The 25,345-nt window shown below is 73.2% G+C and carries 17 protein-coding genes and 1 other RNA gene; 8 read left to right on the top strand and 10 right to left on the bottom strand.

Features of this window, described 5'->3' with window-relative positions; genetic code table 11:
• Positions 1–265: 265 nt before the first annotated feature.
• Positions 266–1,237 (bottom strand): LysR family transcriptional regulator StgR, encoded by a 972-nt coding sequence (gene stgR, locus ACH4D3_RS05770; RefSeq protein WP_398316746.1) that lies wholly within the window; start codon positions 1,235–1,237, stop codon positions 266–268.
• 83 nt (positions 1,238–1,320) lie between these two features.
• On the opposite strand from stgR, the gene ACH4D3_RS05765 reads away from it, so the two are divergent.
• Positions 1,321–2,637, top strand: a complete 1,317-nt coding sequence (locus ACH4D3_RS05765) for an MFS transporter (RefSeq protein WP_115742399.1) — start codon at positions 1,321–1,323, stop codon at positions 2,635–2,637.
• 58 nt (positions 2,638–2,695) lie between these two features.
• Here ACH4D3_RS05765 and ssrA read toward each other — a convergent pair.
• The 5 genes from ssrA to ftsE all read right to left on the bottom strand — a co-directional run bounded on the left by ssrA (position 2,696) and on the right by ftsE (position 6,651).
• Positions 2,696–3,094, bottom strand: a transfer-messenger RNA (tmRNA) gene (gene ssrA / locus ACH4D3_RS05760).
• A 125-nt stretch (positions 3,095–3,219) separates the two neighbouring features.
• Positions 3,220–3,699 (bottom strand): SsrA-binding protein SmpB, encoded by a 480-nt coding sequence (smpB, locus tag ACH4D3_RS05755; protein WP_007450171.1) that lies wholly within the window; start codon positions 3,697–3,699, stop codon positions 3,220–3,222.
• A 46-nt stretch (positions 3,700–3,745) separates the two neighbouring features.
• On the bottom strand, positions 3,746–4,933 hold the full coding sequence (locus tag ACH4D3_RS05750) for a S41 family peptidase (protein ID WP_205350992.1): 1,188 nt from the start codon (positions 4,931–4,933) through the stop codon (positions 3,746–3,748).
• Between the two features lie 68 nt (positions 4,934–5,001).
• Positions 5,002–5,919, bottom strand: a complete 918-nt coding sequence (gene ftsX, locus ACH4D3_RS05745; RefSeq protein WP_115742401.1) for a permease-like cell division protein FtsX — start codon at positions 5,917–5,919, stop codon at positions 5,002–5,004.
• A 42-nt stretch (positions 5,920–5,961) separates the two neighbouring features.
• Positions 5,962–6,651: a cell division ATP-binding protein FtsE gene (gene ftsE, locus ACH4D3_RS05740; RefSeq protein WP_003975843.1), complete on the bottom strand. Its 690-nt coding sequence runs from the start codon at positions 6,649–6,651 to the stop codon at positions 5,962–5,964.
• A gap of 215 nt (positions 6,652–6,866) precedes the next feature.
• Here ftsE and ACH4D3_RS05735 point away from each other — a divergent pair, with 215 nt between their 5' ends.
• A complete protein-coding gene (locus ACH4D3_RS05735) occupies positions 6,867–7,061 on the top strand; it encodes a hypothetical protein (RefSeq protein WP_398316740.1) in 195 nt (64 codons plus the stop codon).
• Positions 7,062–7,220: 159 nt separating this feature from the next.
• Here ACH4D3_RS05735 and ACH4D3_RS05730 read toward each other — a convergent pair whose 3' ends face one another.
• From ACH4D3_RS05730 to ACH4D3_RS05715, 4 genes are all read right to left on the bottom strand, one after another.
• Positions 7,221–8,087 (bottom strand): hypothetical protein, encoded by an 867-nt coding sequence (locus tag ACH4D3_RS05730; protein WP_398316737.1) that lies wholly within the window; start codon positions 8,085–8,087, stop codon positions 7,221–7,223.
• Positions 8,088–8,413: 326 nt separating this feature from the next.
• Entirely contained in the window at positions 8,414–9,520 is a 1,107-nt protein-coding gene (gene prfB / locus ACH4D3_RS05725) for a peptide chain release factor 2 (RefSeq protein WP_398316736.1), read from the bottom strand.
• 93 nt (positions 9,521–9,613) lie between these two features.
• Complete coding sequence (locus ACH4D3_RS05720) at positions 9,614–10,867, bottom strand: serine/threonine-protein kinase (RefSeq protein ID WP_398316733.1); 1,254 nt, start codon at positions 10,865–10,867, stop codon at positions 9,614–9,616.
• Positions 10,868–10,972: 105 nt separating this feature from the next.
• On the bottom strand, positions 10,973–12,622 hold the full coding sequence (locus tag ACH4D3_RS05715; protein WP_398316730.1) for a serine/threonine-protein kinase: 1,650 nt from the start codon (positions 12,620–12,622) through the stop codon (positions 10,973–10,975).
• A gap of 397 nt (positions 12,623–13,019) precedes the next feature.
• Here ACH4D3_RS05715 and ACH4D3_RS05710 point away from each other — a divergent pair, with 397 nt between their 5' ends.
• From ACH4D3_RS05710 to ACH4D3_RS05685, 6 genes are all read left to right on the top strand, one after another.
• Positions 13,020–16,865, top strand: coding sequence for an FHA domain-containing protein (locus ACH4D3_RS05710; RefSeq protein ID WP_398316727.1), 3,846 nt, complete (start codon positions 13,020–13,022; stop codon positions 16,863–16,865).
• Between the two features lie 146 nt (positions 16,866–17,011).
• Positions 17,012–18,409: an ABC transporter substrate-binding protein gene (locus ACH4D3_RS05705; protein WP_398316724.1), complete on the top strand. Its 1,398-nt coding sequence runs from the start codon at positions 17,012–17,014 to the stop codon at positions 18,407–18,409.
• 4 nt (positions 18,410–18,413) lie between these two features.
• Positions 18,414–19,787: a carbohydrate ABC transporter permease gene (locus ACH4D3_RS05700; protein WP_398316721.1), complete on the top strand. Its 1,374-nt coding sequence runs from the start codon at positions 18,414–18,416 to the stop codon at positions 19,785–19,787.
• Positions 19,784–20,665: a carbohydrate ABC transporter permease gene (locus tag ACH4D3_RS05695; RefSeq protein WP_398316719.1), complete on the top strand. Its 882-nt coding sequence runs from the start codon at positions 19,784–19,786 to the stop codon at positions 20,663–20,665. Before ACH4D3_RS05700 ends, ACH4D3_RS05695 begins: the two co-directional genes overlap by 4 nt.
• Positions 20,666–20,830: 165 nt before the next feature.
• Entirely contained in the window at positions 20,831–23,113 is a 2,283-nt protein-coding gene (locus ACH4D3_RS05690; protein ID WP_398316716.1) for a CDP-glycerol glycerophosphotransferase family protein, read from the top strand.
• A 19-nt stretch (positions 23,114–23,132) separates the two neighbouring features.
• Complete coding sequence (locus tag ACH4D3_RS05685; RefSeq protein WP_398316713.1) at positions 23,133–25,343, top strand: CDP-glycerol glycerophosphotransferase family protein; 2,211 nt, start codon at positions 23,133–23,135, stop codon at positions 25,341–25,343.
• Positions 25,344–25,345: the final 2 nt, after the last annotated feature.

Genomic DNA, 25,345 nt, shown 5'->3' with positions numbered 1-25,345 from the left:
GGGCAGCACCTCGGTGGCGTCAGCATCTCGTCCGGCCTCCGGGAGATCACGAGCCCCGGACTCGACCTCGGGCCACTCCGGTTGGGCGTCTTTTTGCCAATTCTTCACGTGCGCGCACTTCCCCCCACGGAACACTTCCGGGTGCGCATACGACTCCGAGCACTCGTCGGCCGAACCGGCCCCCACCAGGTTCGAGCGCCCCCTGTATCACACCGTGCTCAGGCAAAGAATGTAGCGCACGCGGAGGATGTGTGGTTGCCGCGTGTCACTTGTGGACGGACATCACAGCCGCGTCGGCGGCCGGAATCCATCCCTCACCGGGAGCCGCGAGCCAACCGTTTTCGGTCGCGACCTGCGCGGCTGCCCGGCGCAGCGCGTCGAGCGCGGGATGCACCAGTCCCTTTCGCCAGACGAGCGACACCGGCGAGAGCGGCACGGGGTCGACGAGCGGGCGCACCACGGTCGAGGGCATGGCCGGAAAGCCCTCCACGGCGAGGATGGGATTGCGCGTCTTGTCCATGATGCGCCGGAACTCCTCCTCGCCGACCGCCAGCGGTACGGGGGACGCCACGTCGATGCCGCGTCCCTCGAACAGGCGGTGCGCGAGGTCGGTCCACTCCGGCGTGCGCGGATTACCGGCCCCGGCGTACACGGTCTCCCCGGCGAGAGCGGCGAGCGGCACCCGCTCCAGCCGGGCCAGCGGGTGATCCTCGGGCAGCACGACCGCCATGGGCTCGTAGCGCACCGGCTGATGGCCGAGCCCCGCCCGCAGCGCCGCGGGCAGCCCCGCGAACCGGCCGAAGGAGGCGTCGAGGCGACCCGCGACCAGTTCACCGGCGGCGTGGGTCAGTCCGCTCTCGTAACGCGCCATCAGCTCCTGCTCGGGCGCGAGCGCCCGGGCCCGCTCCAGGACCAGGCGGCCGGTGGCCAGACCCGGGGAGTTGAGGTCTACCAGCAGCGGGCGGGCCTGCCCGAAGGCGGCCAACAGGTCGTCCTGCGCCTGGAGGACCCGGCGGGCGTACGGCAGCAGCCGCTCGCCGTCGGCCGTCGGCGTCACCTGCCGGGTGGTCCGGACGAACAGCTCGGCGCCCAACTCCCGCTCCAGTCGCCGCACGTCCCTGCTGAGCGCCTGCTGGGCGACGTAGAGGCGGGCGGCGGCGCGGGTGAAGTGCAGTTCCTCGGCGACCGCGACGAAGGCGCGCAGGAGTCGCGGGTCGAGATGGGCGGGTGCGGGCATCCGGCGAATTTACAACGCCGGTGCGTGAATGGCCACGGAGAAGGTGTTGGACCCGCTGATCGTCGCCGGGCGACGGTGGACCCATGCCGCAGCCGACCCCAGCGCACCCCTCCCGTCCCACACCGGCCTCCCCCTTCCTGGCCGTCACCGCCGACACCCTGGTCGCGGCCGACTTCCGCCCCCGCACCCGCCCCCGCACCCGGCGCCGGCCACCCGGCCCGTACCGGCGGCTCCTGTCCACTCCCGGCGCCCGAGCGTTCACGCTCGGGAATCTCATCGCCCGGCTGCCCATGGGCATGTTCAGCGTCAGCGCCGTCGTGATGATCGCCGGCACCCGTGGTTCGTACGCGCTCGCCGGCGCGGTCACCGCGACCGGGCTGGCGGCGACGGCGCTGGTCGCCCCGTGGACCGCGCGGCTCGTGGACCGGTACGGCCAGGCCCGGGTGGCCGTACCCGCCACCCTGTTCGCCGCGCTGGGCTCGGTCGCCCTGCTGCTGTGCGTGCGCCACGGGGCACCCGCCTGGACCCTGTTCGCCGCGTACGCCGCCACCGCGACGACGCCCAACACCGGCGGCATGGCCCGCGCCCGCTGGGCCCACCTGCTGAAAGGCGACGCCGACGCGCTGCACACCGCGAACTCCTTCGAGCAGGCCACGGACGAACTGTGCTACATGTTCGGGCCGGTCCTCGCGGCGTTCCTGTGCACCGCGCTCTTCCCGGAGGCGGGCACGCTGGTGGCCGTGGCGCTGCTGGTGACCGGCATGCTGCTGTTCACCGCCCAGCGCTCGACCGAGCCGCCGGCCCGCCCGCGCCCGACGGCGAAGGCGCCCTTCCGGGCCCCGGGCATCCCGTCGCTGCTGGTGGTGTGCCTGGCGATGGGCGGGGTGTTCGGCGCCATGGAGGTCGTCACCATCGCGTTCGCGGACGCACAGGGTCATCGCGCGGCGGCCGGTCTGGTCCTCGCGTTGCAGGCGGCCGGTTCGTGCGCGGCGGGTCTGCTCTACGGCGCGGTCAAGCCCGCCGGGCCGCCCGAGCACCGGCTGCCGTGGTGCGTGGCCGCGATGACGGCCCTGCTCACCCTACCGCTGCTCGCGGCCTCCCTCAGCGGCTCCCTGCCCCTGCTGGCGCTCACCCTGCTGATCGGCGGGATGGCGACGGCCCCGACGATGGTCACCACCATGACGCTGGTCCAGCACCGCACCCCGGAGGGCCGCCTGAACGAGGGCATGACCCTCGCGGTGACCGGCCTCCTCGGCGGCATCGCCTGCGGCAGCGCGGCGGGCGGCTGGACGGTGGAACACGTCTCCCCCACCGCCGCCTACGGCATCCCGGTCACGGCGGCCGCGACGGCCCTGCTCCTGACCCTGCTGCCGGCCAAGCCGGCCAAACGGTCACTGTGAACGCAGGAACCCCCTGGGTCGCCGACACGTGGCCGGTGACCCAGGGGGTTCCCTGGGAATGTGGAGATGGCGGGAATCGAACCCGCGTCCAACGGTGCGGAATCAGGGCTTCTCCGTGTGCAGTCCGCTTCGATTTTCTCAGCCCCGGAGATCACGCGGACAAGTCTCCGACGGGCTCAGTCACTGTTTGGTTTCCCTCTTCACCCCGTGACCGGGATCAAGGTTTAGTCCCCTAGCTGATGCCAGGATCCGGGTCGGGAACAGCCCCGGGCTGACACTCCCTTAGTAGGAGGCTCGCTTCGCTACCTGAGATCAGGCAGCGAGGGCGAAGGCCTGCTGGGAGGAATCGCGCTTGGTGTTGGCGATTATTTTTTCGGCCTGTGGTTTACGAGATCATGGCCGCTTCCTCGACACGCTTCCCCTGCTTCGACAGCCGCTGTCGAAACCGATCATCCCCATGTTGATTTTTCAAGTCCTCCGAAGAGGTCCCTCCGAGGAGGGTGCGCATCCTCTGTGGGGTGCAGTGCCATCGTACGTGACCAACGCGTACGGGTGCCAGCCTATTCCCGGCGGCGGGCGGCGTCAGGCCCGCTGCTTGCGCCGGATCGCGGAGATCGTCCGCTCCGCCTCGCGCCGGTCCTGCTTCTCCCGGAGGGTCTGGCGCTTGTCGTACTCCTTCTTGCCGCGCGCCAGCGCGATCTCGACCTTGGCCCGACCGTCCTTGAAGTAGAGCGCCAGGGGCACGATCGTGTGACCGGTCTCCTGGGACTTCGACTCCAGCTTGTCGATCTCCACCCGGTGCAGCAGCAGCTTCCGCTTGCGCCGCGCGCTGTGGTTGGTCCAGGTGCCCTGGCTGTACTCCGGCACGTGCACGTTGTGCAGCCACGCCTCGTGACCGTCCAGCTGCACGAAGCCGTCGACCAGCGAGGCCCGCCCCTGACGCAGCGACTTCACCTCGGTACCGGACAGCACGAGGCCGGCCTCGTAGGTGTCGAGGATCTGGTAGTCGTGCCGCGCCTTCTTGTTCTGCGCGATCAGCTTGCGCCCTTTTTCCTTAGCCATAGTGCGGTCCATTTTGGCACTACGGAGGGGCCTGGCGGAAAGCCGATTACGCGGTCGGCCCGAGCCCGCTCAGCACCGTCCGGGCCCGCGTGAGGGCGGCCGGGTCCGTCGGGTCGACCTCCAGGTCGGGCGTGATGCCCACGCCGTCGACGCCGCGGCCGGAGGGGGTGCGGTAGTGGCCGACGGTCAGCTCGGCCACCGAGCCGCCGGGCAGCCGGCTCGGCATCTGCACCGAGCCCTTGCCGAAGGTGCGGGAGCCCAGCACGACCGCCCGGCCGCGGTCCTGGAGGGCTCCGGTGAGCAGCTCGGCCGCGCTCATCGTGCCGCCGTCGACGAGCGCGACCAGGGGTCTGGTGGTGTCGCCGCCGGGCTCGGCGTGCAGAGCCCGCTGGTCCCCGTCGACGTCGTACGTGGCGACCAGGCCGCCGTCGAGGAAGGCGGAGGCGGCGGTGACGGCCTCGGTGACCAGGCCGCCGGAGTTGCCGCGCAGGTCGAGGACGACCCCGGCGCCGGACGGCACCCGGGCCACGGACTCGCGCACCTGCTCGCCGACGCCCTTGGTGAAGGAGGTGACCTTGACGACGGTGAGGCCGTCGGCGAGCGTGCGGACCGTCACGGAGTCCGTGGACAGCCGGGCGCGGCGTACGGTCTCGGTCCACGCGCGCGTGCCGCGCTCCAGGCCCAGCCGGACGGCGGTGCCGGCGGGCTCCTGCTCGCCGTCGCCGCGCAGTATGGAGACGACCTCGGTGACGGGCCGTCCGTCGACCCGCTCGCCGTCCACGCTGCGCAGCCGGTCGCCCTCGCGGATCCCGGCGTCGGCGGCCGGCGAGCCGGAGCGCACCCGGGTCACCTCGATGCGGCCGTCGCGTTCGCGGCGCGCGGAGAGCCCGACGCCGGTGTAGCGGCCGTCGAGGGCGTCCTCCAACTCCTCGTACTCACCCTGGGAGTAGACGGCCCCCCAGCGGTCCCCGCTGCGGCTGACCGCGCGTTCGGCTGCCTCCACGGGGGACTTGCCGTCGGCCATGGCCTCGGCCGCCGCGCGGGCTACGTCGTCGTGGCGGGCCTGCTGACCGGCCGGGGCGGCCGAACGGGCCGTGCCGGGCTCGGACCTCCGGTCCGTCCCGGGCAGCGAGCCGGTGGCCGCGCCCGCGACGAGCACACTCGCGAACACCAAGGTCAGGGCAGCCCCGTGGCGTACGCGGCGGGGCCGGCAGAGCAGGTCACGACCTGACATGCCGGTGAGTCTAGGACAACGGGCAAGGGCCGCACGGTCCCTTGACCGCGCGGCCCTCTTGGCATGTGTCACACCTTCAGGTACTTGCGCAACGCGAAGAACGCGGCCAACGCGGGCATCAGCAGGCTCGTGGCCAGGATGAGCGGCAGCTTCGTCAGGACGGCGTCCCAGCCGATGAAGTTGATCAGGTTCAGCTTCTCGGACAGGGCGAGTCCGTGATCGATGATGAAGTACCTGGCGATCACCAGGAATCCGCAGGCCACACCACCGCCGATGAGACCGGCGACCGCCGCCTCCATGATGAACGGCGCCTGGATGTAGAACCCCGACGCGCCCACGAGGCGCATGATGCCGGTCTCACGGCGCCGGCTGAACGCCGAGACGCGCACGGTGTTGACGATCAGCATCAGGGCGACCACGAGCATGAGCGCCATCACCGCGCGGGCGGCCCAGTTCATGCCGTTGAGCAGACCGAAGAGGTTGTCCAGGATGCCCTTCTGGTCCTGCACGGACTGCACGCCCTCACGACCGTCGAACGCGGTCGCGATGACCTGGTACTTCTCCGGGTCCTTCAGCTTGATCCGGTACGACTCCTGCATCTGGTCCGGCGTGAGGGAGCTGGCCAGCGGCGAGTCGCCGAACTGCTCCTTGTAGTGCTTGTACGCCTCGTCCTGCGACTCGTACGTCACCTTCTCGACGACGGCCATCTCGTCGAGGTCGGACATGATCTGCTTCTTCTGGTCCTCGGTCACCGCGCCCTTGGCGCAGTTGGGGTCGGACTCGGCGTCGCTCTTGTTGCAGAGGAAGACCGAGACGTTGACCTTGTCGTACCAGTAGCCCTTCATGGTGGTGACCTGGTCGCTCATCAGCAGCGAACCGCCGAACAGGGCCAGGGACAGGGCGACCGAGACGATGACCGCGAAGGTCATCGTCAGATTGCGGCGAAGACCGACTCCGATCTCCGAGACTACGAACTGGGCGCGCATGGCGTCTCGTTAAGCCTTTCGTTCCTCGTCGTCAGTGGCTCGTCAGTGCTGGTAGCCGTAGACACCGCGTGCCTGGTCCCGGACGAGGCGGCCCTTCTCCAGCTCGATGACGCGCTTGCGCATCTGGTCCACGATGTTCTGGTCGTGCGTGGCCATCACCACGGTGGTGCCCGTCCGGTTGATCCGGTCGAGCAGCTTCATGATGCCGACCGAGGTCTGCGGGTCGAGGTTGCCCGTGGGCTCGTCGGCGATCAGCAGCTTGGGCCGGTTGACGAAGGCGCGCGCGATGGCGACGCGCTGCTGCTCACCGCCGGACAGCTCGCCGGGCCTGCGGTCCTCCTTGCCGCCGAGTCCGACGAGGTCGAGGACCTGCGGCACGGACTTGCGGATCTCGCCGCGGGACTTGCCGATGACCTCCTGGGCGAAGGCGACGTTCTCGCCGACCGTCTTGTTCGGCAGCAGGCGGAAGTCCTGGAACACCGTCCCCAGCTGGCGCCGCATCTGCGGCACCTTCCAGTTGGACAGGCGGGCGAGGTCCTTCCCGAGGACGTGTACCTGTCCGTGGCTGCACCGCTCCTCGCGGAGGATCAGTCGCAGGAAGGTGGACTTTCCGGAGCCGGAGGACCCCACGAGGAAGACGAACTCGCCCTTCTCGACCTCCAGGGAGACGTCCCTGAGGGCTGGGTGGCTCTGTTTGGGGTAGACCTTGGAGACGTTGTCGAATCGGATCACGAATGCACCACGGGTCGCCGGGGGTAGATGTGCGTGACCATACGCGAACCGGGGAGCGGACCGCAGTCACCGGTCGGGGTTGCGTATCAGTTGCGCGTTTTGTCCCCACGGGAGGGCGCGCGGGGCCCTTCGGAACCTGGCACAGTGGGAGGGGGGAACGTTCGCGTCGTCGCGGGCGTTGTCCCAAGGGAGCCGGCGGCAAGGAGGGTGAGCGCATGACGTACGACCGGTTGGTGTGCGCGAACTGCGCGTCGCCCGTGAGCGAGGGCAGGTGCCCGGTCTGCCGGGCCAACCGCGAGCGGCTGCAGCAGGAGAACAGCTTCCTCACGGGGCTGAATCCGACGACGCTGATCGTGCTGCTGGCGATGCTGGTCGCCGCGGTGGCCCTGCTGGCCCACCAGACCGTCTGACGGCCCTGGAGCGGCCCTGGGTGCCCGCCAGGACACGGACGGGCGCGGGCGCGGGCGCCGAAATAGTGGCGGAAGACACGTAGGACACGGGAGGGGCCCGGAGCGATGACGCTCCGGGCCCCTCCTCCGCGTGTGCGATGTGTACGCGGACGGCTACCGTCAGGCAGCTGCCCCGCGGCCGTTCATCAGGCGCGGCAGGAAGCGGAAGCCGATGCCGCCGGCGATCATCGTCGCGGCGCCGACCAGCAGGAACGTGGTCTCCGCGGCGCCGGTCTCGGCGAGCTCCTCGCCGCTGCCCTGGGCGGCGGTGTCGGAGGCCGGGGCCTCCTCGCCGGTGTCGGTCAGCGCGGAGGAACCCTCCTCCTGAGCGACGTTGTCGTTGCCACCGCCATCGGGGGTGGTGTTGTCACCGCCACCGGCACCGCCGGCGTTGCCGCCGTTGCCGTTGCCGTTGCCGCCATTGTCGCCGGAACCGCCGTTGTCACCGTTGCCGCCGTTGTCACCGGCGCCACCATTGTCGCCGTTGCCACCGTTGTCCCCGGTGCCGCCGTTGTCACCGCCCTCGGACGTGCCGGTGGAGGTGCCCTCGGAGGTGCCCTCGGACGTCCCTTCCGAGGTGCCCTCGGAGGTACCGACCGAAGTGCCCTCAGAAGTCCCCTCCGAGGTGCCGACCGAGGTCCCCTCGGAGGTGCCCTCGGAAGTACCCTCGGACGTCCCTTCCGAGGTGCCCTCGGAGGTACCGACCGAAGTGCCCTCAGAAGTACCCTCCGAGGTCCCCTCGGACGTGCCCTCGGACGTCCCTTCGGAGGTGCCCTCGCTCACGCCGACGCTGGAGCCCTCGGTCAGGCCGCCGTCCTCCTCGCCGCCCTGGACGCTTACGCCGAGGCCGAGACCCTGGTCGTCGGCGCTGGCGCTCACGCCGATGTCGAGCGCCGAGGCGGCACCCGCGGCGGTCAGGGAGGCGCCGGCCGCGATCACGGCGCCGGCCGCTATGCGCGCGACACGGATGCGCGTCTTCTTCGTCATGTAGTTGCTACCCCCAGTAGCCGTTTTAGTCGTCGAGGCCGCACTCGGGGGCCGTGATCGACGGGGGTGGCTGCATGTGTGCTCAAGCCCCCCGGTTCACATGCGCCCCAGAAATACGCATGCCGCGCCTCACCATTCCGAATGTTCAAAGCAACGTCAAGGCCATTGCGTACGCGATGTCCGGGTACGGGACGTATGCCGGACACAATGGGTGTGAGTGTGATGCAAAACCCAGACATCACCGGCGAACGGGGGTCAGAGAAAAGGCAACCGCCGCCGGAGGGGCGGCAGTTGCCTTGTCGACAAAGCGGCGGTTCCGCCTCGCGTTACTTCTCCCGCTGCTTGCGCCAGCGAATTCCGGCCTCCAGGAAACCGTCGATCTCGCCGTTGAACACGGCCTCCGGGTTGCCCACTTCGTGCTCCGTGCGCAGGTCCTTGACCATCTGGTATGGGTGCAGCACGTACGAACGCATCTGGTTGCCCCAGGAGTTGCCCCCGTCGCCCTTGAGGGCGTCCATCTTGGCCTGCTCCTCCTGGCGGCGCCGCTCCAGGAGCTTGGCCTGGAGGACGTTCATGGCGGTGGCCTTGTTCTGGATCTGGGAGCGCTCGTTCTGGCAGGAGACGACGATGCCGGTGGGGATGTGGGTCAGGCGCACCGCCGAGTCGGTGGTGTTCACGCCCTGGCCGCCGGGGCCGGAGGAGCGGTACACGTCCACCCGCAGCTCGGACTCGTCGATCTCGATGTGGTCGGTCTGCTCGACCACGGGGAGGATCTCGACGCCCGCGAAGGAGGTCTGGCGGCGCCCCTGGTTGTCGAAGGGCGAGATGCGCACCAGCCGGTGCGTGCCCTGCTCGACGGAGAGGGTGCCGTAGGCGTACGGCGACTGCACGGCGAAGGTGGTCGACTTGATGCCGGCCTCCTCCGCGTACGACGTCTCGTAGACCTCGGTCTTGTAGCCGTGCTGCTCGGCCCAGCGCAGGTACATGCGCTGGAGCTTCTCGGCGAAGTCGGCGGCGTCCACGCCACCCGCCTCGGCGCGGATGTTGACGAGCGCCTCGCGCGCGTCGTACTCGCCGGAGAGCAGGGTGCGGACCTCCATCTCGTCCAGCGCCTTGCGGACGGCCGCGAGCTCGGACTCGGCCTCGGCGCGGGTGTCCGGGTCGTCCTCCTCCTCGGCCATCTCGAAGAGCACGCCGAGATCGTCGATCCGGCCGCGCAGGGCCTCGGTCTTCCGCACCTCGGCCTGGAGGTGCGAGAGCTTGCTGGTGATCTTCTGCGCCGCCTCCGGGTCGTCCCACAGGGAGGGCGCGGCCGCCTGCTCCTCGAGCACGGCGATGTCTGCCCTCAGCCTGTCGAGGTCCAGGACGGCCTCGATCGACTCCATGGTCGAGGAGAGGGACTTCAGCTCTTCGGATACATCGACGACTGCCACGCATCCAGCGTAACGGCTCCGTCCACCGGTCCACGCCGGACGGGTGCGGGCGCGGGTGCGGACGTCGGCCGGGGCGGGGGCAGGGGCAGGGCCTCAGGGAGCGGCCGGTGCCGAGTTCCGGGTGTCCTGGGGTCCGCCGCCGCCCTCGTCACCGTCCGTGGCCAGCCACGTACCGACGCCGATCGCCGCCACCAGGGCGACGGCGCCCGCGCCCACCGCGATCCGGCGGCGCCGCGTGGCGGCGCGGTTGCGGGCCGAGCCGGGGCGCGGGGCGCCCGACGCGCGCGGGGCCCGGGCGGTGCCGCGGGCACCGCCGGCCAGCTCGTCGGGGGCGGGGACGCGCATCGAGGTGTGGGTGTCGCGGTTGGAGTCGGCCGGCTTGGCCCCCGGCACCAGGGGCACCGCTCCCCGGCGCCGAACCGGTTCCGCGCTGGACACGGGGGCGGCCGGGGACGCCGCGGACGCGTCGGGTTCGTCCTCCGGCTGCTCGGCGTCGGGCTCGTCCACGTCCAGCGGGGCCATTCCGGCGAGCATCGGCAGCAGCTCGCGCAGCCGGGCGCTCAGCTCGGAGGCGCGCAGCCGGGAGGCCGGGGCCTTGGCGAGGCACTGGACGAGGAGCTGCCACAGCTCGTCGGGGATGCCGGGCAGCGGGACGACGGTCTCTGTCACGTGGCGGCGCAGCACCGCGCCGGGGTGGCCGCCGCCGAACGGCGTGAAGCCGGCCAGCAGCTCGTACAGGACCGTGGCGAGCGCGTAGATGTCGACCGCCGCGCGCGGGGGCAGGCCCTCGACGATCTCCGGGGCCAGGTAGTCGGGCGTGCCGATGATCTTCGTGGCGCGGGTGCGGCGCGGGGTGTCGATGAGCTTGGCCACGCCGAAGTCCGTCAGCAGCGCCGGGTGCGAGCCGCCGGGGCCGAGCGGGCCCTGCATGTCGAGCAGCACGTTCTCCGGCTTGACGTCGCGGTGCACGACCCCGGCGGCGTGCGCGGCGGCCAGCCCGTCGGCGACGTCGGCGACGACGGCCACCGCGGCCTCGGGCGCCAGGCGCCGCTCCCGGTCGAGGCGGGTGCGCAGGTCCGTGCCGCGGACCAGGTCCATGACCAGCGCGAGGTCGTTGCCGTCGACCACCAGGTCGCGCACGGAGACGACGTGCGGGTGGTCCAGGCCGAGCAGGGCGGTGCGCTCCTGCACGAAGCGCGAGACGAGTTCCTGGTCGGACGCCAGGTCCTCGCGCAGCAGCTTGATCGCGACGGGACCGTCGGGTCCCTCGCCCAGCCACACCGTGCCGGCGCTGCCCCGCCCGAGGATCTGGTGGGCGGTGTACCGGCTGCCGATCTTCCGTGCCAAGACTGCTCCTACCGACGCGTGTTGCGCCTAAAAGTACGCGTCCGAGGAGCCGGCCTTCACCGCGGAGGCGGAAATCACCCTCCGGATGTCGACAAGTCTCCAGACTCAGCCTCCGCTGGAGCCGCCCAGGTCCCCGATCCAGTCGGTCACGGTGGTGAACCAGTCGGTGAGCTGGTCCCAGTAGCCCTTGCCGGTGCCGATCCAGTCCTGCAGCGGGCTCAGCTCCCAGACGAGCCAGCCCGCCACGAACAGGACGACGATCGTGACCAGGCACCCCTTGAGGCAGCCCAGGCCCGGGATGCGCATGGGGTTGGCGCTGCGCTGCCGCGGCGGCCTGGGCTCGCGCCGCGGCTGCTGCGGCTCGGGCGCGGGCGGCGGCGCGTACCGCTGCGGCTGCTGGGGCTGGGGCGGGGGTGGGGGCTGGGGGGTGGCGTACCGCTGCGGCTGGTGCTGCTGCGGATAGCCGTAGCCGGGCTGCTGGGGCGGCGGGCCCTGCGGGGCCTGACGCGGCTGCTGCGGCGGCCGGGAGACCTGCCGCTGGGGGCGGCGGCGCAGCGGGTCCTGGTTCGGGTCGAGGTACTGGACCTGCGTCTGTTCGTTGCGGTCGCGGGCGGCGCGCAGCTGGTTCTGCCAGGGGTGCGGGTCCTCGGGTCCGCCCTGTCCCGGGGCGCCGGGCTGTCCCGGCGGCACCGGCGGCATGACGGCGGTCGGATCGGGGGCGCCGGTGTTCGGGAGTACGGCGGTGGGGTCGGCGGCGCCCGCCGGGCCCGAGGTGTGCGGCAGGACGCTGGTCGCGCCGTTCGGGTCGTAGGCGGCGTCGGGGGCGCCCGGGACCTGCGCGGGCGCCGGGTCGGGGGCGAGGAGCGCGCCCACGTTCTCGGCGGCGCCGATCTGCGCGCTGTTCGCGTGCACGCCGATGCCCTCGGCGACGACGCGCAGGCCGCGGGCGAGGTTCTCGGCGCTGGGACGGTCGTCGGGGTTCTTGCGCAGGCAGCGCTCGATGACCGTCCACAGTGGGTCGGGGACGGTGGAGGGGCGGCGCGGTTCGGCGCTCAGGTGCTGGTGCAGCACCTCCAGGGCGGAGCCCCCGCCGAACGGCGGGCGGCCGGTGACCAGCTCGTAGAGCAGGATGCCGGCGCCGTAGACGTCGACGGCGGAGGTCTGCGGGCGGCCCTCGGCGGACTCCGGCGCGACGTACGCGGGCGTGCCCACGAACTCGTGGGTGCGGGTGAGGCCGGGCGAGTCGGCGAGGCGGGCGATGCCGAAGTCGGTCAGCATCGGGTGCATCTCGCCGCCGGTCTGCTTCAGCAGGACGTTGGCCGGCTTCAGGTCGCGGTGGACGACGCCGTCGGCGTGGCTGGCGGCGAGGGCGTCGGCGATCTGCGCGGTGAGCAGAGCCGCGGCAACCGGGGTGAGCGGCCCGTTTTCGCGCAGGTACCGGTGCAGGTCCGGTCCGTCGACGAGGTCCATGACCAGGGCCAGCAGCTCGCCCTCGACGACCAGGTCGCGGACCCGGACGATGTTCGGGTGGGTGAGCCGGAGCAGCACGGAGCGCTCACGCAGGAAGCGCATCACGATGTCGGCGTCGCTCGCGAGCTCTTCCTTGAGGACCTTGATCGCGACGGTCTCGCCGGGCTGTCCGGCCACGGCCGCCTCGGCGCCCGCGGTCTCCCGCTGGCGGGCACGCCATACGGTGCCCGTGGCACCGCGGCCGAGGGGCTCCTCGAGGAGGTACTTGCTGCCTACCGGCCGCACGTCATGCGCTCCTAGTTGCTTGCTGGCTGTTCGGACCCACTGTCCCAGACCCGGTCGGTCCCAGTCGGACCCAACTGTAGTGCCGCCCCCCGGACCACGTTCGAAGGAAAGACGCTCGACCCGGTCCCATGGTTGCCGTTGCCCGCACGTGACCGATCTCAAGCGGACGGCATTCGATCATCCGCAGGGCACCTGTCAGGCATTTTTGGGGGCAGAGCCGACCAATCAAGATCATTTGACGGCGGGCGGCGGGCGCGTTGTCAGTGGCAGGTGCGAGGATGCGTGCAGTACTGGCCGACGTGTTCGTGTGACGGTGGGGGAAGTCCGCGGTGGGGGACCGTGGTGACGGCTTCTGTCCCGGCGTGCGGGCGCCCGCGCGAAGGGACCGCTTACGGCGATGCAGATCCGGCTGACCGTCGTAGACCCGCTGGGCCCGCATGCTTCGGCTGCTTCGGCTGTCCCGGCGGGGGACCGCTCCGCGCGCTGTGACGTTCTCGTCACCGCCCCGGCCGGCACGGCCCTGGCCGCGGTCTCCTCCGCGCTGGCCGCGACGCTCCCCGGCGACGGACCGGGCTCCGGCCAGGTGGTGCTGTACGCCGGTGCGCAGCGGCTCGACGCCCAGCGCAGCACCCTGGGCGAGCCTCCGCTGATCGACGGCGCCGTGCTCTGCCTGGGCGCCCCGGGCGAGCCCGACCCGCACACCGAGCCGGCCGACGTCCCCGCCCAGCTCCACGTGGTCGCGGGCCCCGACGCGGGCGGCGTCCACCTCCTGCACGGCGGCCAGATCCGGCTCGGCCGCTCCGCCGACGCCGACGTCGCGCTCGACGACCCGGACGTCTCCCGCATGCACTGCGCCGTGACCGTCGGTCCCGACGCCCGCGTCTCCGTGGCCGACCTCGGCTCCACCAACGGCACCACCCTGGACGGCACCCGCGTGGGCGACCGCCCGGTGCGCTTCCCGCCGGGCGCGCTGCTGCGGATCGGCGAGTCCGCCCTGCGGCTCGTGCCGGTGCCGCCCGCGGCGGAGGTGCGGGTGGCGACGACGCCGGACGGGGAAGGACACGTACGGCTGTCCGGGCCGAGGACGCCCTCGTCGGACGCCGGGGACGGCGACGCGGTGGTCCACGCGCGCGTGGCCGACGGGGCGGAGGGACAGGTGCGCGACGCGGACGCCCGCTCCCGCGCGACGGCCCCGGGCCACGGCCCAGCCAACGGCCCGGGCGGACGGGCAGCCGGCCGCGGGTCCGTTTCGGCGGACGGAGCCGCACCGGACCCCGCGCCGCGCGGCACCGGTCCGGACGGCACGGTCCGGCCCCGCGGGCGCACCCAGCACGCGTACGGCACGTCGGGGTACGACAGGGACGGGGCACCCGCCGAGCCGCCGCAGGTCCCCGGCCAGGGCGGCGCACCCCGCATCGAGAGCCACGGCACCGGCCCCTCGGCGGGCCTGCCCCGGCAGTCACCCACCGGGGGCGAGACGCACGGCGGCGCGCAGGGCGCGGGGGCGTACGCGACCGGCGGGTCCGGCGCGGACGGACACGGCGCTCCGGCCCCGCGGACAGCAGGCCGGGACCCGTACGCCGAGGGATCTCCGGCCTCGGGCGCGGCCCGTTCCGGCGGCGCCGCTCCCCGCGCCGACGGGACCGTCCCCGGCGCGTACGACAGGGACACGTACGACAGGAACCCGGGCGGCAGGGACCCGGGCGGCAGGGACGCCTACGGCCAGAGCCTCTCCGGGCCGGACCGGAAGGGCCCGGACCCGGCCAACGCGGGCGCCCTCCGCGCGGACACGGCCGGCGGCCCGGGTGCCCGCACCGGACGCAAGGGGACTCCCCTGCGGGGCACCGACGTACCGCAGGAGGTCCGCAGGCGCGGGGGGATAGGTGCGTGGGCGCGGCGGCTGACCGGCGGGCGCGCAGGTGCCCCCGAGGCCCCCGCACCCGGCGCGTACGCGTCCGACGGGGCGGCGACCGGGCCGGCCCCGGCGTCCCCGCCCGGCATCTCGGGCGCTCCGGAGACCTGGCCGGACTCCGCGTCGCTGCTGCTGACCGCGCTGGGACCGGGACCGCGGCTGTGGGAGCGCGGCCCGGGCCACCCGGAGGCGCTCACCGTGCGGCTCGGTACGGCCGACCGGGCGGTGCCGGGCGGTGACGCCCCGCTGCCCGCGGTGCCGGTGACCGCCGACCTGCGCGAGGTCGGCGCGCTCGGCCTCGCGGGTCCGCGCGAGCGGCTCACCGGGCTGGCCCGCTCGGTGCTGGCCCAGCTCGCCGCGCTGCACTCCGCCGACACCCTGGAGATCGTCCTGATCAGCGCGGACCGCTCCCGTCCGCTCGCCGAGCGGACCGCCGAGTGGTCCTGGCTGGGCTGGCTGCCCCAGGTGCGCCCGGGACACGGCCAGGACTGCCGTCTGCTGCTGGCCCACGACCGCGAGCAGGCCACGGCCCGCGCCGCCGAACTGCTCCGCCGCCTGGACGACCACCTCGGGGACGAGACCCGGTCCGGTGCACGCCCCCACAACACGACCGGGGACACCACAGCGGCCACAGCGGCCACAGCCGCCACGGGGGCCGTCCGGCCGCAGCCCTCCTGGGCGCGCCCCGGCGACGGCGCCGACGACGGCACCGGCCCGGCAGGCGGCTTCACCGGGCCGTACACCGTGGTCGTCGTGGACGGGGATCCCGGCGGTGCGGACGTGCGCGAGGCGGTGGCGCGGCTGGCCCTGGAGGGACCGCGGGCCGGTGTGCACGTCGTGTGCCTCGCCGAGACCCCCGCCGCCTCCCCCACCTCCCCGGTGACGCGGACCTACGAGGCGGCCTGCGCGGTGTCGCCGGTGTTCCGGGAGTGCGGCGCCGTGGCGCTGCTCAGCGGCGACGTGGCGACGACCCTGCGTCTGCTGCGCGTCGCCCGCACGGGCACGAACCCGGGCACGGGCGCCCCGGCCGCTCCCGCCGGCCCGGTCGGTCACGGCACCCTCGGCACGCTGGACGCCGTCTCCCTGCCCTGGGCCGAGCGCTTCGCGCGCGCCCTGGCCCCGCTGCGCACCGACACCTCCGCGACCGGCGGCGAGCACCACGCGCGCGTGTCCGCACCGCTCCCCCGGACGGCCCGGCTCCTCGACGAACTGGGCCTGGCCCGCGCCACCCCCGCCTCCCTGATGGCCCGCTGGGCCGCCGCGGCCGACGACACGGAGTCCCTCGGGGGACGCGCGCAGGCCGTGCTGGGCGCCGGTCCGCGCGGCCCCGTCCTGGCCGACCTGGCCGCCGAGGGCCCGCACCTGCTGATCGAGGGACCCGCCGGGAGCGGCCGCACCGAGCTGCTGCGGGCGTTCGTCGCCTCACTCGCCTCGGTCGAACGCCCCGACCGGCTCGGTGTCGTCCTCGTGGACGGCCGCGACAGCGTGAGTTCGGGCGGCGCCCGCGGCGAAGGCCTGCACGTGTGCACGGACGTACCGCACGTCACCACCCACCTCACCGCCAACGACCCGGTGCGGATGCGGGAGTTCGCCCAGTCCCTGAGCGCCGAGCTGAAGCGGCGCGCCGAGCTGGTCGGCCGGTCGGACTTCGCCGAGTGGCACACGGGACGCGAGGTGTCGGGCCGACTGGTCACCCAGCGCACGCCAACCACGGCGGCGCCCGCTCCGGTCTCCGACTCCGGGGACGTGGAGTCCCCGCCCAGCTCCACCCTGCGGCTGCGCCCGGCCGCCGCCAGGCGCCGCACCGGTCCCGTCCCGCCCCTCCCCCGCCTGGTCGTGGTCGTCGACGACCTCGACGCCCTGGTCACTCCCCCGCTCGGTTCCCCCGGGCGGCCCGCGGCGGGGTCGGTGATGCGGGCGTTGGAGGCCGTCGCGCGGGAGGGCGAGCGGCTCGGCGTCCACCTGGTGGCCGCCACCGCGCCCGACGACCGTACGGACCGGACGGAGCCCGCCCTGCGCGCGACCCTGCGCGTCACCCTGGACCCGCCGGTACCGGGCCCGGACGAACCGGCGCCCGGACGCGGGCGGTTGGCCCGCCCCGACGGACGCACCACCGCCTTCCAGGGCGGCCGCGTCACGGGCCGCATCCCCCGCACGGCGACCCTGCGCCCCACGGTGGTCCCCCTGGAGTGGCACCGCATGGGCGACCCGCCCGCCCGCCGCCCCGTACGCGAACTGGGCAACGGCCCCACCGACTTGGCCCTCCTGGCCAGCGCCCTGGAGAGGGCGGCCCGCGAGGTCTCGGCGGCCGGGGTCCCGTCACTCCTGTAGCGCCGGACGCCTGATCATGGTCACGACGCGGTCACGAAACCCCGGTTGACCGCGGACGCGCCCTTGCCGCCCTCACCCCCCTGGCGTACACCAGAGCGCACGGGACAGCGCCGAGCGTTCGACGAGGAACGAAGAACGGGGCAGTGATGCGTACGAGCAGCACCATCCGGACACGCGGAACCGTCAAGAGGACCACCCGGGCCGCAGCCGCCCTCGCCGCGGGAGCGCTCGCGTTCTCGCTCACCGCGTGCGGCGGGGACGACGACAACGGCGGCGGAGACGAGGGCGACAAGGGCGGCGGCAAGCAGCAGCCGGGCGCCTCCGTCACCCTCCCGAAGCTGGACGGCGAGAGCCTGGAGGTCGCCGCCGTCTGGACCGGCACCGAGCAGGAGAACTTCAAGAAGGTCCTCGCCGAGTTCGAGAAGCGCACCGGTGCCAAGGTGACCTTCGTGCCCGCCCAGGACCCGATCATCAACTTCCTCGGCTCGAAGATCGCGGGCGGCGCCCCGCCGGACGTGGCGATGCTCCCGCAGCCCGGCGCCATCAAGCAGGCCGTGGACAAGGGCTGGGCCAAGCCACTGGGTGCCGAGGCGACCAAGGAACTCGGCCAGAACTACTCGCAGGGCTGGCAGGACATCGGCAAGGTCGACGGCAAGCAGTACGGCGTGTACTACAAGGCCGCCAACAAGTCGCTGATCTGGTACAACGCCCAGGTCTTCGAGAACGCCGGCGCCGCCGAGCCGAAGACCTGGGACGAGCTGCTCAACACGGCCCAGATGGTCTACGACTCGGGCGTCACCCCGTTCTCGGTGGGCGGCGCGGACGGCTGGACGCTCACCGACTGGTTCGAGAACGTCTACCTCTCGCAGGCGGGTCCGGAGAAGTACGACCAGCTCGCCAAGCACGAGATCAAGTGGACGGACCCGTCCGTGAAGGAGGCCCTCACCACGCTCGCGGAGATCTGGGGCAAGAAGGACTTCGTCGCGGGCGGCGCGTCCGGCGCGCTCCAGACGGAGTTCCCGGCCTCGGTGACGCAGACCTTCACCGGCGGCGAACAGCCCAAGGCGGGCATGGTCTACGAGGGCGACTTCGTCCAGGTCAACATCGGTGAGACGAAGGCGAAGGTCGGCACGGACGCGAAGGTGTTCCCGTTCCCGGCCGTGGGCGACACCGCGCCGGTGGTGTCCGGCGGCGACGCGGCCGTGGTCTTCAAGGACTCGAAGGCGGCGCAGGCGCTGGCCACCTGGCTGGCCTCGCCGGAGGCGGCCGGGATCCAGGCGAAGCTCGGCGGGTTCCTCTCGCCCAACAAGAGCTTCGACACGTCGGTGTACCCGAACGCGGTGCAGAAGAAGATCGCGGAGTCGCTGATCGCGGCCGGTGACGACTTCCGCTTCGACATGTCGGACCAGGCCCCGCAGGCCTTCGGCGGCACCCCGGGCAAGGGCGAGTGGAAGACGCTGCAGGACTTCCTGAAGAACCCGAAGGACGTCGCGGGTGCCCAGGCGAAGCTGGAGGCGGACGCGGCCGCCGCCTACGGCGGCTGACGCGATGACGTCGGCCACGGCGGCGGGGACCGGACCGGCCCCCGAGGGCCCACCGGTCCCCGCCGCCCCCAAGTCACCCAAGTCGCGCAGGAGCGTGACCGGCACCCGCAGGTCCGTGGCGGCGCTGTTCCTGCTGCCCGCCCTGGTGCTGCTCGGCGCGCTCGTGGTCTACCCGATCGGGTACTCGCTGATCCGCAGCTTCTACGACCAGTCCGGCGACTCCTTCGCCGGGTTCGACAACTACGAGACGCTCTTCACCGACGACGGCATCCGCACCGCCCTGAAGAACAACGTCATCTGGGTGGTGTTCGCGCCGACGGTCGCCACCGCGCTGGGCCTGATCTTCGCGGTGCTGACCGAACGCATCCGCTGGGGCACCGCGTTCAAGCTGGTCGTCTTCATGCCGATGGCGATCTCGATGCTGGCGGCCGGCATCATCTTCCGCCTGGTGTACGACCAGGACCCGGACAAGGGCGTCGCCAACGCGGTGTGGGTCGGGGTGCACGACACGTTCGCCGAGTCCTCCGCGTTCCCGAAGGCGCACCCGGGCCGCGACTCGCCGCTGGAGCCCGCCGGCGGGGGCGCGTTCGTCACGAAGCAGCCGGTCGGCCTCGGCACCCCGGTCGCCCTGCCCCTCGTCGGTGTGGCCCCCGACCTGATGCCCGACGGCGCGAAGAAGGCCGCGGCCGCCGAACCCGAGGACGGGAAGGTCACCGGCACCACCTGGCAGGACTTCACCCGCGGCAAGGGCGTCGGCAAGCTGGGCGGCGTCGACGCGGCCGAGCTGGGCTACGCCGGGATGAAGATCGAGGCGGTCAGGGACGGCGAGGTCGTGGCGACGGCCACGGCGGCCGGGGACGGCACCTTCACGCTGCCCGCGGCGGCCGACGGGGCGCTGCTCAGGCTGCCCGCCGACAACTTCAAGGAGCCGTACAACGGCCTGAACTGGCTCGGCCCCTCCCTGGTCACCCCGGCGATCATCGGATCGTACGTATGGATGTGGGCGGGCTTCGCGATGGTGCTGATCGCGGCGGGACTGGCCGGGATGCCCCGGGAACTCCTGGAGGCCGCCCGGGTGGACGGCGCCAACGAGTGGCAGGTCTTCAGACGGGTCACGGTGCCCCTGCTGGCACCGGTCCTCGCGGTCGTCGTCGTCACCCTGATGATCAACGTGCTGAAGGTCTTCGACCTGGTCTTCATCATCGCCCCCGGCTCCTCCCAGGACGACGCGAACGTGCTCGCCCTGGAGCTGTACCGCAAGGGCTTCGCCTCGGACCAGCCGGGCGTCGCCAGCGCCATCGCGGTGTTCCTGCTGCTCCTGGTCATCCCGGTGATGTGGTTCAACGTACGGCGACTGCGGCGGGAGGTGCGGCGATGACCGCGGACACGGGTGCCCTCTCCGCCAGGCGGTCCCTCGGGTCCCGGCTCGCCGAGGTCGTCAGCGGCGGGCTCGTCCGGGTGTTCCTGATCGTGGTGGGCCTGTTCTGGCTGGTCCCGACGATCGGGCTGCTGCTGTCCTCGCTGCGCACGCCCGAGGACATGGCGGCGAGCGGCTGGTGGAAGGTCTTCACCGAGCCGTCCCGGCTGACCTTCCAGAGCTACGAGAAGCTGCTGGAGAACGGCGACATCACCTCCTCGCTCCTCAACACCGCGCTGATCACCGTCCCCGCGACCGTCCTGGTCGTGGTCATCGGGGCGCTGGCCGGATACGCCTTCGCCTGGATGGAGTTCCCGGGCCGCGACTGGTGGTTCCTGGCCGTGGTCGGGCTGCTCGTCGTACCCGTGCAGGTGGCCCTGATCCCGATCGCCGAACTCTTCGGGAAGATCGGCCTGTTCGGGTCGATGCTCGGCGTGATCCTCTTCCACGTCGGCTTCGGCCTGCCCTTCGCGGTGTTCCTGCTGCGGAACTTCTTCGCGGAGATCCCGCGGGAGCTGCTGGAGGCGGCCCGCCTGGACGGCGCGGGTGAACTGCGGCTGTTCGTGCGGGTGGTGATGCCGCTCGGCGGGCCCGCGATCGCCAGTCTCGGCATCTTCCAGTTCCTGTGGGTGTGGAACGACATGCTGGTCGCGCTGATCTTCTCGGACTCCGGGAGCCAGCCGATCACGGTCGCCCTGCAGACCCAGGTACGGCAGTTCGGCAACAACATCGACGTGCTCGCGCCGGGCGCGTTCATCTCCATGGTGATCCCGCTGGCCGTGTTCTTCGCGTTCCAGCGGCAGTTCGTCTCCGGCGTGATGGCGGGCGCCGTCAAGTAGCCGCCGCGACAACACCCTTGAGGGGGCGGGCCGGTCACCGGCCCGCCCCCTCATCCGTACGGGCCAGGCGTCCCCCGAATGCCCCGGGGACCGTAACCAAGCGGCGCCACCGGCCGTTGCCGGGCAGAACGCCCGCACCGATCCCGCCGACCGATGGATGTCCCCGTGCCCAGGTTCAGTGTCATCGTTCCCGCGTACCAGGTGCAGGCCTATCTGCACGCGTGCCTGGAGTCGGTGCTGGCCCAGTCGTACCCGGACTTCGAGGTGATCGTGGTCGACGACTGCTCGCCGGACGCCTGCGGCGCGATCGCCGACGAGTTCGCGGCCCTCGACCCGCGCGTCCGCGTCGTGAGCCTGCCGCGCAACGAAGGGCTGGGCCCCGCCCGCAACGCGGGCATGGAACGGGCGGGCGGCGACTACCTGGTGTTCCTCGACGGCGACGACACCCTCACCCCGCACGCGCTGCGGGGCATCGCCGACCGGATCAAGGAGACCGGCGAGCCGGACGTCCTGGTCTACGACTACGCGCGCACGTACTGGACCGGCGAGACGGTCCGCAACCAGGCCGCCGCGCACCTCACCGAGCAGGGCCCGGCGCCGTTCCGGCTCGCCGACCGGCCCGGACTGCTGAAGCTGCTGATGGTGGCCTGGAACAAGACGGTGCGACGGGAGTTCGCCGTGCGCGAGGGCTTCGTCTTCCCGCCGGGCTACTACGAGGACACGCCGTGGACGTACCCGGTCCTGATGACGGCGGGCTCCGTCGCCACCCTGGACCGCGTCTGCGTCCACTACCGGCAGCGGCGGCGGGGCAGCATCCTGGGCACGCCGGACGCGCGCCACCTGGACGTCTTCACGCAGTACGACCGCGTCTTCGCGTTCCTCGACGCGCGCATGGAGACGCACCCGGAGTCGCGCAAGGAGCTGGCCCGCTGGCGGCCGCTCCTGTACCGCCGCATGGCCGACCACCTCACGACGGTGTACACCCGTCCCGGCCGTCTGCCGCGCTCCCTGCGCGCCGAGTTCCTGCGCCGGGCCCGGGTCCACTGCCGCCGCTACCGGGTCCCCGGCGCCCCCGCCCCGCTGCCGGTCCGGCTGCGCCACGCCCTGCTCCGCCTGGGCCTGCGCCGCACCTACGGCGCCCTGCGGCTGGCGTCGGCCCTGCGCCGCCGTACGGCGGGGGCCGCCGCGGGGCTGCTGGGCGCCGCCCGGACCGGTGCCCTGCGCCTGCACTACCGCGTCCAGCGCTGCCTCCCGCTCCGCGCCGACCGGGCCGTCTTCGCCGTCGAGGCCGACCGGGGGTACGGCCGCGACCCGGGCGCGCTGGAGGAGGCGTTCCGCCGTCTCGCGCCGCACGTGCGCACGGCGTGGGCCGCCGACCGGGTGCACCACCACACCGTGCCGCCCGGCACCCGCCGCCTGGCCCCGGGCACGGCCGCCCACTGGACGGCCCTGGCCCGCTCCCGCTACCTGGTGCGCGAGGGGGCCTTCGGACCGGACCTGGTCAGGCGGCGGGGCCAGGTCCTGGTCCAGACGCAGGCCGGGACACCCCTCAAGCACATGGGCCTGGACCTCCAGGAGCGCCCGGCCGCCGCCCAGGGCACCGACTTCGCCCGGCTGCTGCGCGAGGCCGACTCCTGGGACTACGTGGTCTCCGCCAACCGCCACTCCACCCTGACCTGGGAACGCGTCCACCCGGGCGACTGGACCGCGCTGGAGTACGGCCAGCCGCGCACCGACGTCCTCCAGCGGGCGACGGCCGCGGACGTGGCCCGGCTGCGCGAGACCCTCGGCGTCCCCGAGGGCACGGTCGCGATCCTGTACGCGCCCACCCACCGCGACTACCGGCGCACCCAGCGCTCCGCCCTGGACCTGGAGCGCGTCGTACGCCGCCTCGGCCCGCGCTTCGTGGTGCTGGCCCGCGCCCACCCCCGGCACGGCGGTCCGCTCGCCGCGTCCGCCGGGCGGGTGCTGGACGTCAGCGACCACCCGCACGTGGAGTCGCTGTGCCTGGCCTCGGACGCCCTGGTCACCGACTACTCCTCGCTGATGTTCGACTACGCGGGCCTCGACCGCCCGATCGTGATCCACGCCGCCGAGCAGGAGGCGTACGAGGCGGCCCGCGGCACCTATGTCGACCTGCGTTCCTTCCCGCCGGGCCCGATCGCGCGGGACGAGGACGAGCTGATCGGCGTGTTCGCGAGCGGCGACTGGCACGGCACCCGGTCGGCGCGGCTGCGGGCCGCCTTCCGCGAGCGGTTCTGCCCCTACGACGACGGCCGCGCCGCCGAGCGCGTCGTACGCCGGGTGGTCCTGGGCGAGACGGACCTGCCGCCGGTCGTCCCGCCGGCCGGGCGCTGCCCCGCGCCCACCGCCGCGGCTCTCGTGCGGGCCCCGCTGACCACGGTGCCGCCACCGGCGGGTCCGCGCACCGTCACCGACAGCCTCTGAACCCGAGAGAAAGAGCAGTATGCCCCGCTTCAGCATCATCGTCCCGTCCCATGGGGTCGCGGGGCGGCTCTCCCAGGCACTGGACTCGGTCCTCGGCCAGTCCTTCGGCGACTTCGAGCTGATCCCGGTCTGCGACGGCCCGGACTGCGCCGCGGCGGACGTCGCCGGGGAGCACGCCGAGCGGGACTCCCGGGTGACGCCCGTGCACTCGCCGCCGTCGGCGGGCCTGGCCGGGGCGCGCAACGCCGGGATGCGGGCGGCGACCGGCGCGTACCTGCTGTTCCTCGACGGCGACGACACCCTGGTGCCGGGGGCGCTGGCGGCCCTGGACGCGCGCCTTGCGGACACCGGCGGCGTCGACGTCCTGTACTTCGAGTACGAGCGGGTGCCCTGGTGGGAGGGCGAGACCAGCAACCCGGCCGCGCCGCTGCTGGCGGGGACCCCGGACGGCGCCTTCACCCCGGACCGCGCCCCGCACCTGACCGGCGTGCACCTGCCCGCGTGGAGCGCGGTCCACCGCCGCACCTTCCTCGGCGAGCGCCGGCTGGACTTCCCCGAGGGGCACTTCACGGACGTCGGCTTCGGCGCCCGGGTCGCGGCGCGCGCCGAGCGGGTGGCCGTGCTGCGCGAGGTGGCCGTACGGCACCGGGTGCGGCGCCAGGGCAACCGGCTGAACCTGCCCGGCGAACACCACGCGGACCTGCTCGACCAGGCCGAACTCGCCCTCACTCACGCCGTCGAGTGGGGCCTGCCGCCCGAGCGGCGCGGCCCGCTGTTCGAGCAGCTGTTCGCGGCGGTCCTGAAGACGGCCACCCACCCCCGGCGCCTGGCCCGGCGGGGGCGCCGCGCCTTCTACCGCCGGGCGAGCCGCCTGTACCGGCGCCACCGCCCCGCGGGCTTCCGGCCGCCGGGCGGACGGCTCGGCGTGCAGCACCGGCTGCTGGCGTCCGGGTCGTACGCCGGCTTCCGCGCCCTGCGCGCCGCCAACCGGGCGGCGGCCGGCGTCCTGCGCCGCCTGCCGTGGCCGCGCGGGCTGCGCACCCGCCTGCGCTACCGCCGCCACCTGCGCCGCCCGCTGGACCCGAACCTCGTCGTGTACTGCGCCTACTGGGGCCGCGGTTACGCCTGCAACCCGGCCGCGATCCACGCCAAGGCCCGCGAACTCGCCCCGCACCTCAGGTCGGTGTTCCTGGTCGAGCCGGACCAGGCGCACACCCTGCCGGAGGGTGTCGACCACGCGGTGATCGGCAGCCACCGGTACTGGGAGGTGCTGGCCCGCGCCAAGTACCTGGTGAACAACGCCAACTTCGCCGAGGGCGTGGTCAAGCGCCCCGGCAGCGTGCACGTGCAGACCCAGCACGGCACGCCGCTGAAGACGATGGGCGTGGACCAGTCGACGTACCCGGTGGTGGCGGCGGCCACCGGCAGCTTCACCAAGCTCCTGGCCCGCGTGGACCGCTGGGACTACAACCTCTCCGCCAACCGGCACTCCACCCAGATGTGGGAGCGCGCCTTCCCCGGCTCGTACGAGCACCTGGAGTACGGCTACCCGCGCAACGACGTCTACTGCACGGCGACCGCCGAGGACGTGGCCCGGGTACGGCGGGAACTGGGCGTCCCGGAGGGGAAGACGGCGGTCCTGTACGCGCCCACGCACCGGGACTGGGCGACCGGGTTCGGCGCGGGCGGCCTGGACCTGGAGGCGTTCTGCGAGGCGGCCGGCGAGGACGTCGTCGTACTGCTGCGCGCCCACTACTTCTACGACCGGGGCGGCAGCCGGGCGGGCACCGGCCGGGTCCTCGACGTGACCGGGCACCGCTCCTCGGAGGACGTCTGCCTGGCCGCGGACGCGCTGGTCACCGACTACTCCTCCATCATGTTCGACTACGCCAACCTGGACCGCCCGATCGTGGTGTACGCCGACGACTGGGACGTGTACCGGGAGACCCGCGGCGTCTACTTCGACCTGATGGCGGCGCCCCCGGGGCCGGTGGCGCGCACGCCGGAGGAGCTGGCCCGGGTCTTCGCCGACGGCAGCTGGGCGGGCCCGGAGTCGACGGCGCTGCGGGCGGTCTTCCGGGAGCGGTTCTGCGAGTTCGACGACGGCCGGGCCGCCGAGCGCGTCGTGCGCCGGGTGCTGCTCGGCGAGCCGCCCGAGGCGCTGCCGCCGGTGCTCCCGCTCTCGGAGCGCGTCCCGGCCCCCGCCGCCGCCACCCTCGTGAGGAGCTGACC

The organism is Streptomyces sp. NPDC018026, from assembly GCF_044327745.1.
Taxonomy (GTDB): domain Bacteria; phylum Actinomycetota; class Actinomycetes; order Streptomycetales; family Streptomycetaceae; genus Streptomyces; species Streptomyces rubrogriseus.
Note: the sequence above shows the minus strand (reverse complement) of the source record. Positions and strands in the feature narration are given on the sequence as shown.

What these genes read in the sequence shown, in the direction of transcription:
- stgR (WP_398316746.1), bottom strand. Translation starts at nt 1,237, where the DNA reads ATGCCCGCACCCGCCCATCTCGACCCGCGACTCCTGCGCGCCTTCGTC.
- ACH4D3_RS05765 (WP_115742399.1), top strand. Translation starts at nt 1,321, where the DNA reads ATGCCGCAGCCGACCCCAGCGCACCCCTCCCGTCCCACACCGGCCTCC.
- smpB (WP_007450171.1), bottom strand. Translation starts at nt 3,699, where the DNA reads ATGGCTAAGGAAAAAGGGCGCAAGCTGATCGCGCAGAACAAGAAGGCG.
- ACH4D3_RS05750 (WP_205350992.1), bottom strand. Translation starts at nt 4,933, where the DNA reads ATGTCAGGTCGTGACCTGCTCTGCCGGCCCCGCCGCGTACGCCACGGG.
- ftsX (WP_115742401.1), bottom strand. Translation starts at nt 5,919, where the DNA reads ATGCGCGCCCAGTTCGTAGTCTCGGAGATCGGAGTCGGTCTTCGCCGC.
- ACH4D3_RS05735 (WP_398316740.1), top strand. Translation starts at nt 6,867, where the DNA reads ATGACGTACGACCGGTTGGTGTGCGCGAACTGCGCGTCGCCCGTGAGC.
- ACH4D3_RS05730 (WP_398316737.1), bottom strand. Translation starts at nt 8,087, where the DNA reads ATGACGAAGAAGACGCGCATCCGTGTCGCGCGCATAGCGGCCGGCGCC.
- ACH4D3_RS05710 (WP_398316727.1), top strand. Translation starts at nt 13,020, where the DNA reads ATGCAGATCCGGCTGACCGTCGTAGACCCGCTGGGCCCGCATGCTTCG.
- ACH4D3_RS05705 (WP_398316724.1), top strand. Translation starts at nt 17,012, where the DNA reads ATGCGTACGAGCAGCACCATCCGGACACGCGGAACCGTCAAGAGGACC.
- ACH4D3_RS05700 (WP_398316721.1), top strand. Translation starts at nt 18,414, where the DNA reads ATGACGTCGGCCACGGCGGCGGGGACCGGACCGGCCCCCGAGGGCCCA.
- ACH4D3_RS05695 (WP_398316719.1), top strand. Translation starts at nt 19,784, where the DNA reads ATGACCGCGGACACGGGTGCCCTCTCCGCCAGGCGGTCCCTCGGGTCC.
- ACH4D3_RS05685 (WP_398316713.1), top strand. Translation starts at nt 23,133, where the DNA reads ATGCCCCGCTTCAGCATCATCGTCCCGTCCCATGGGGTCGCGGGGCGG.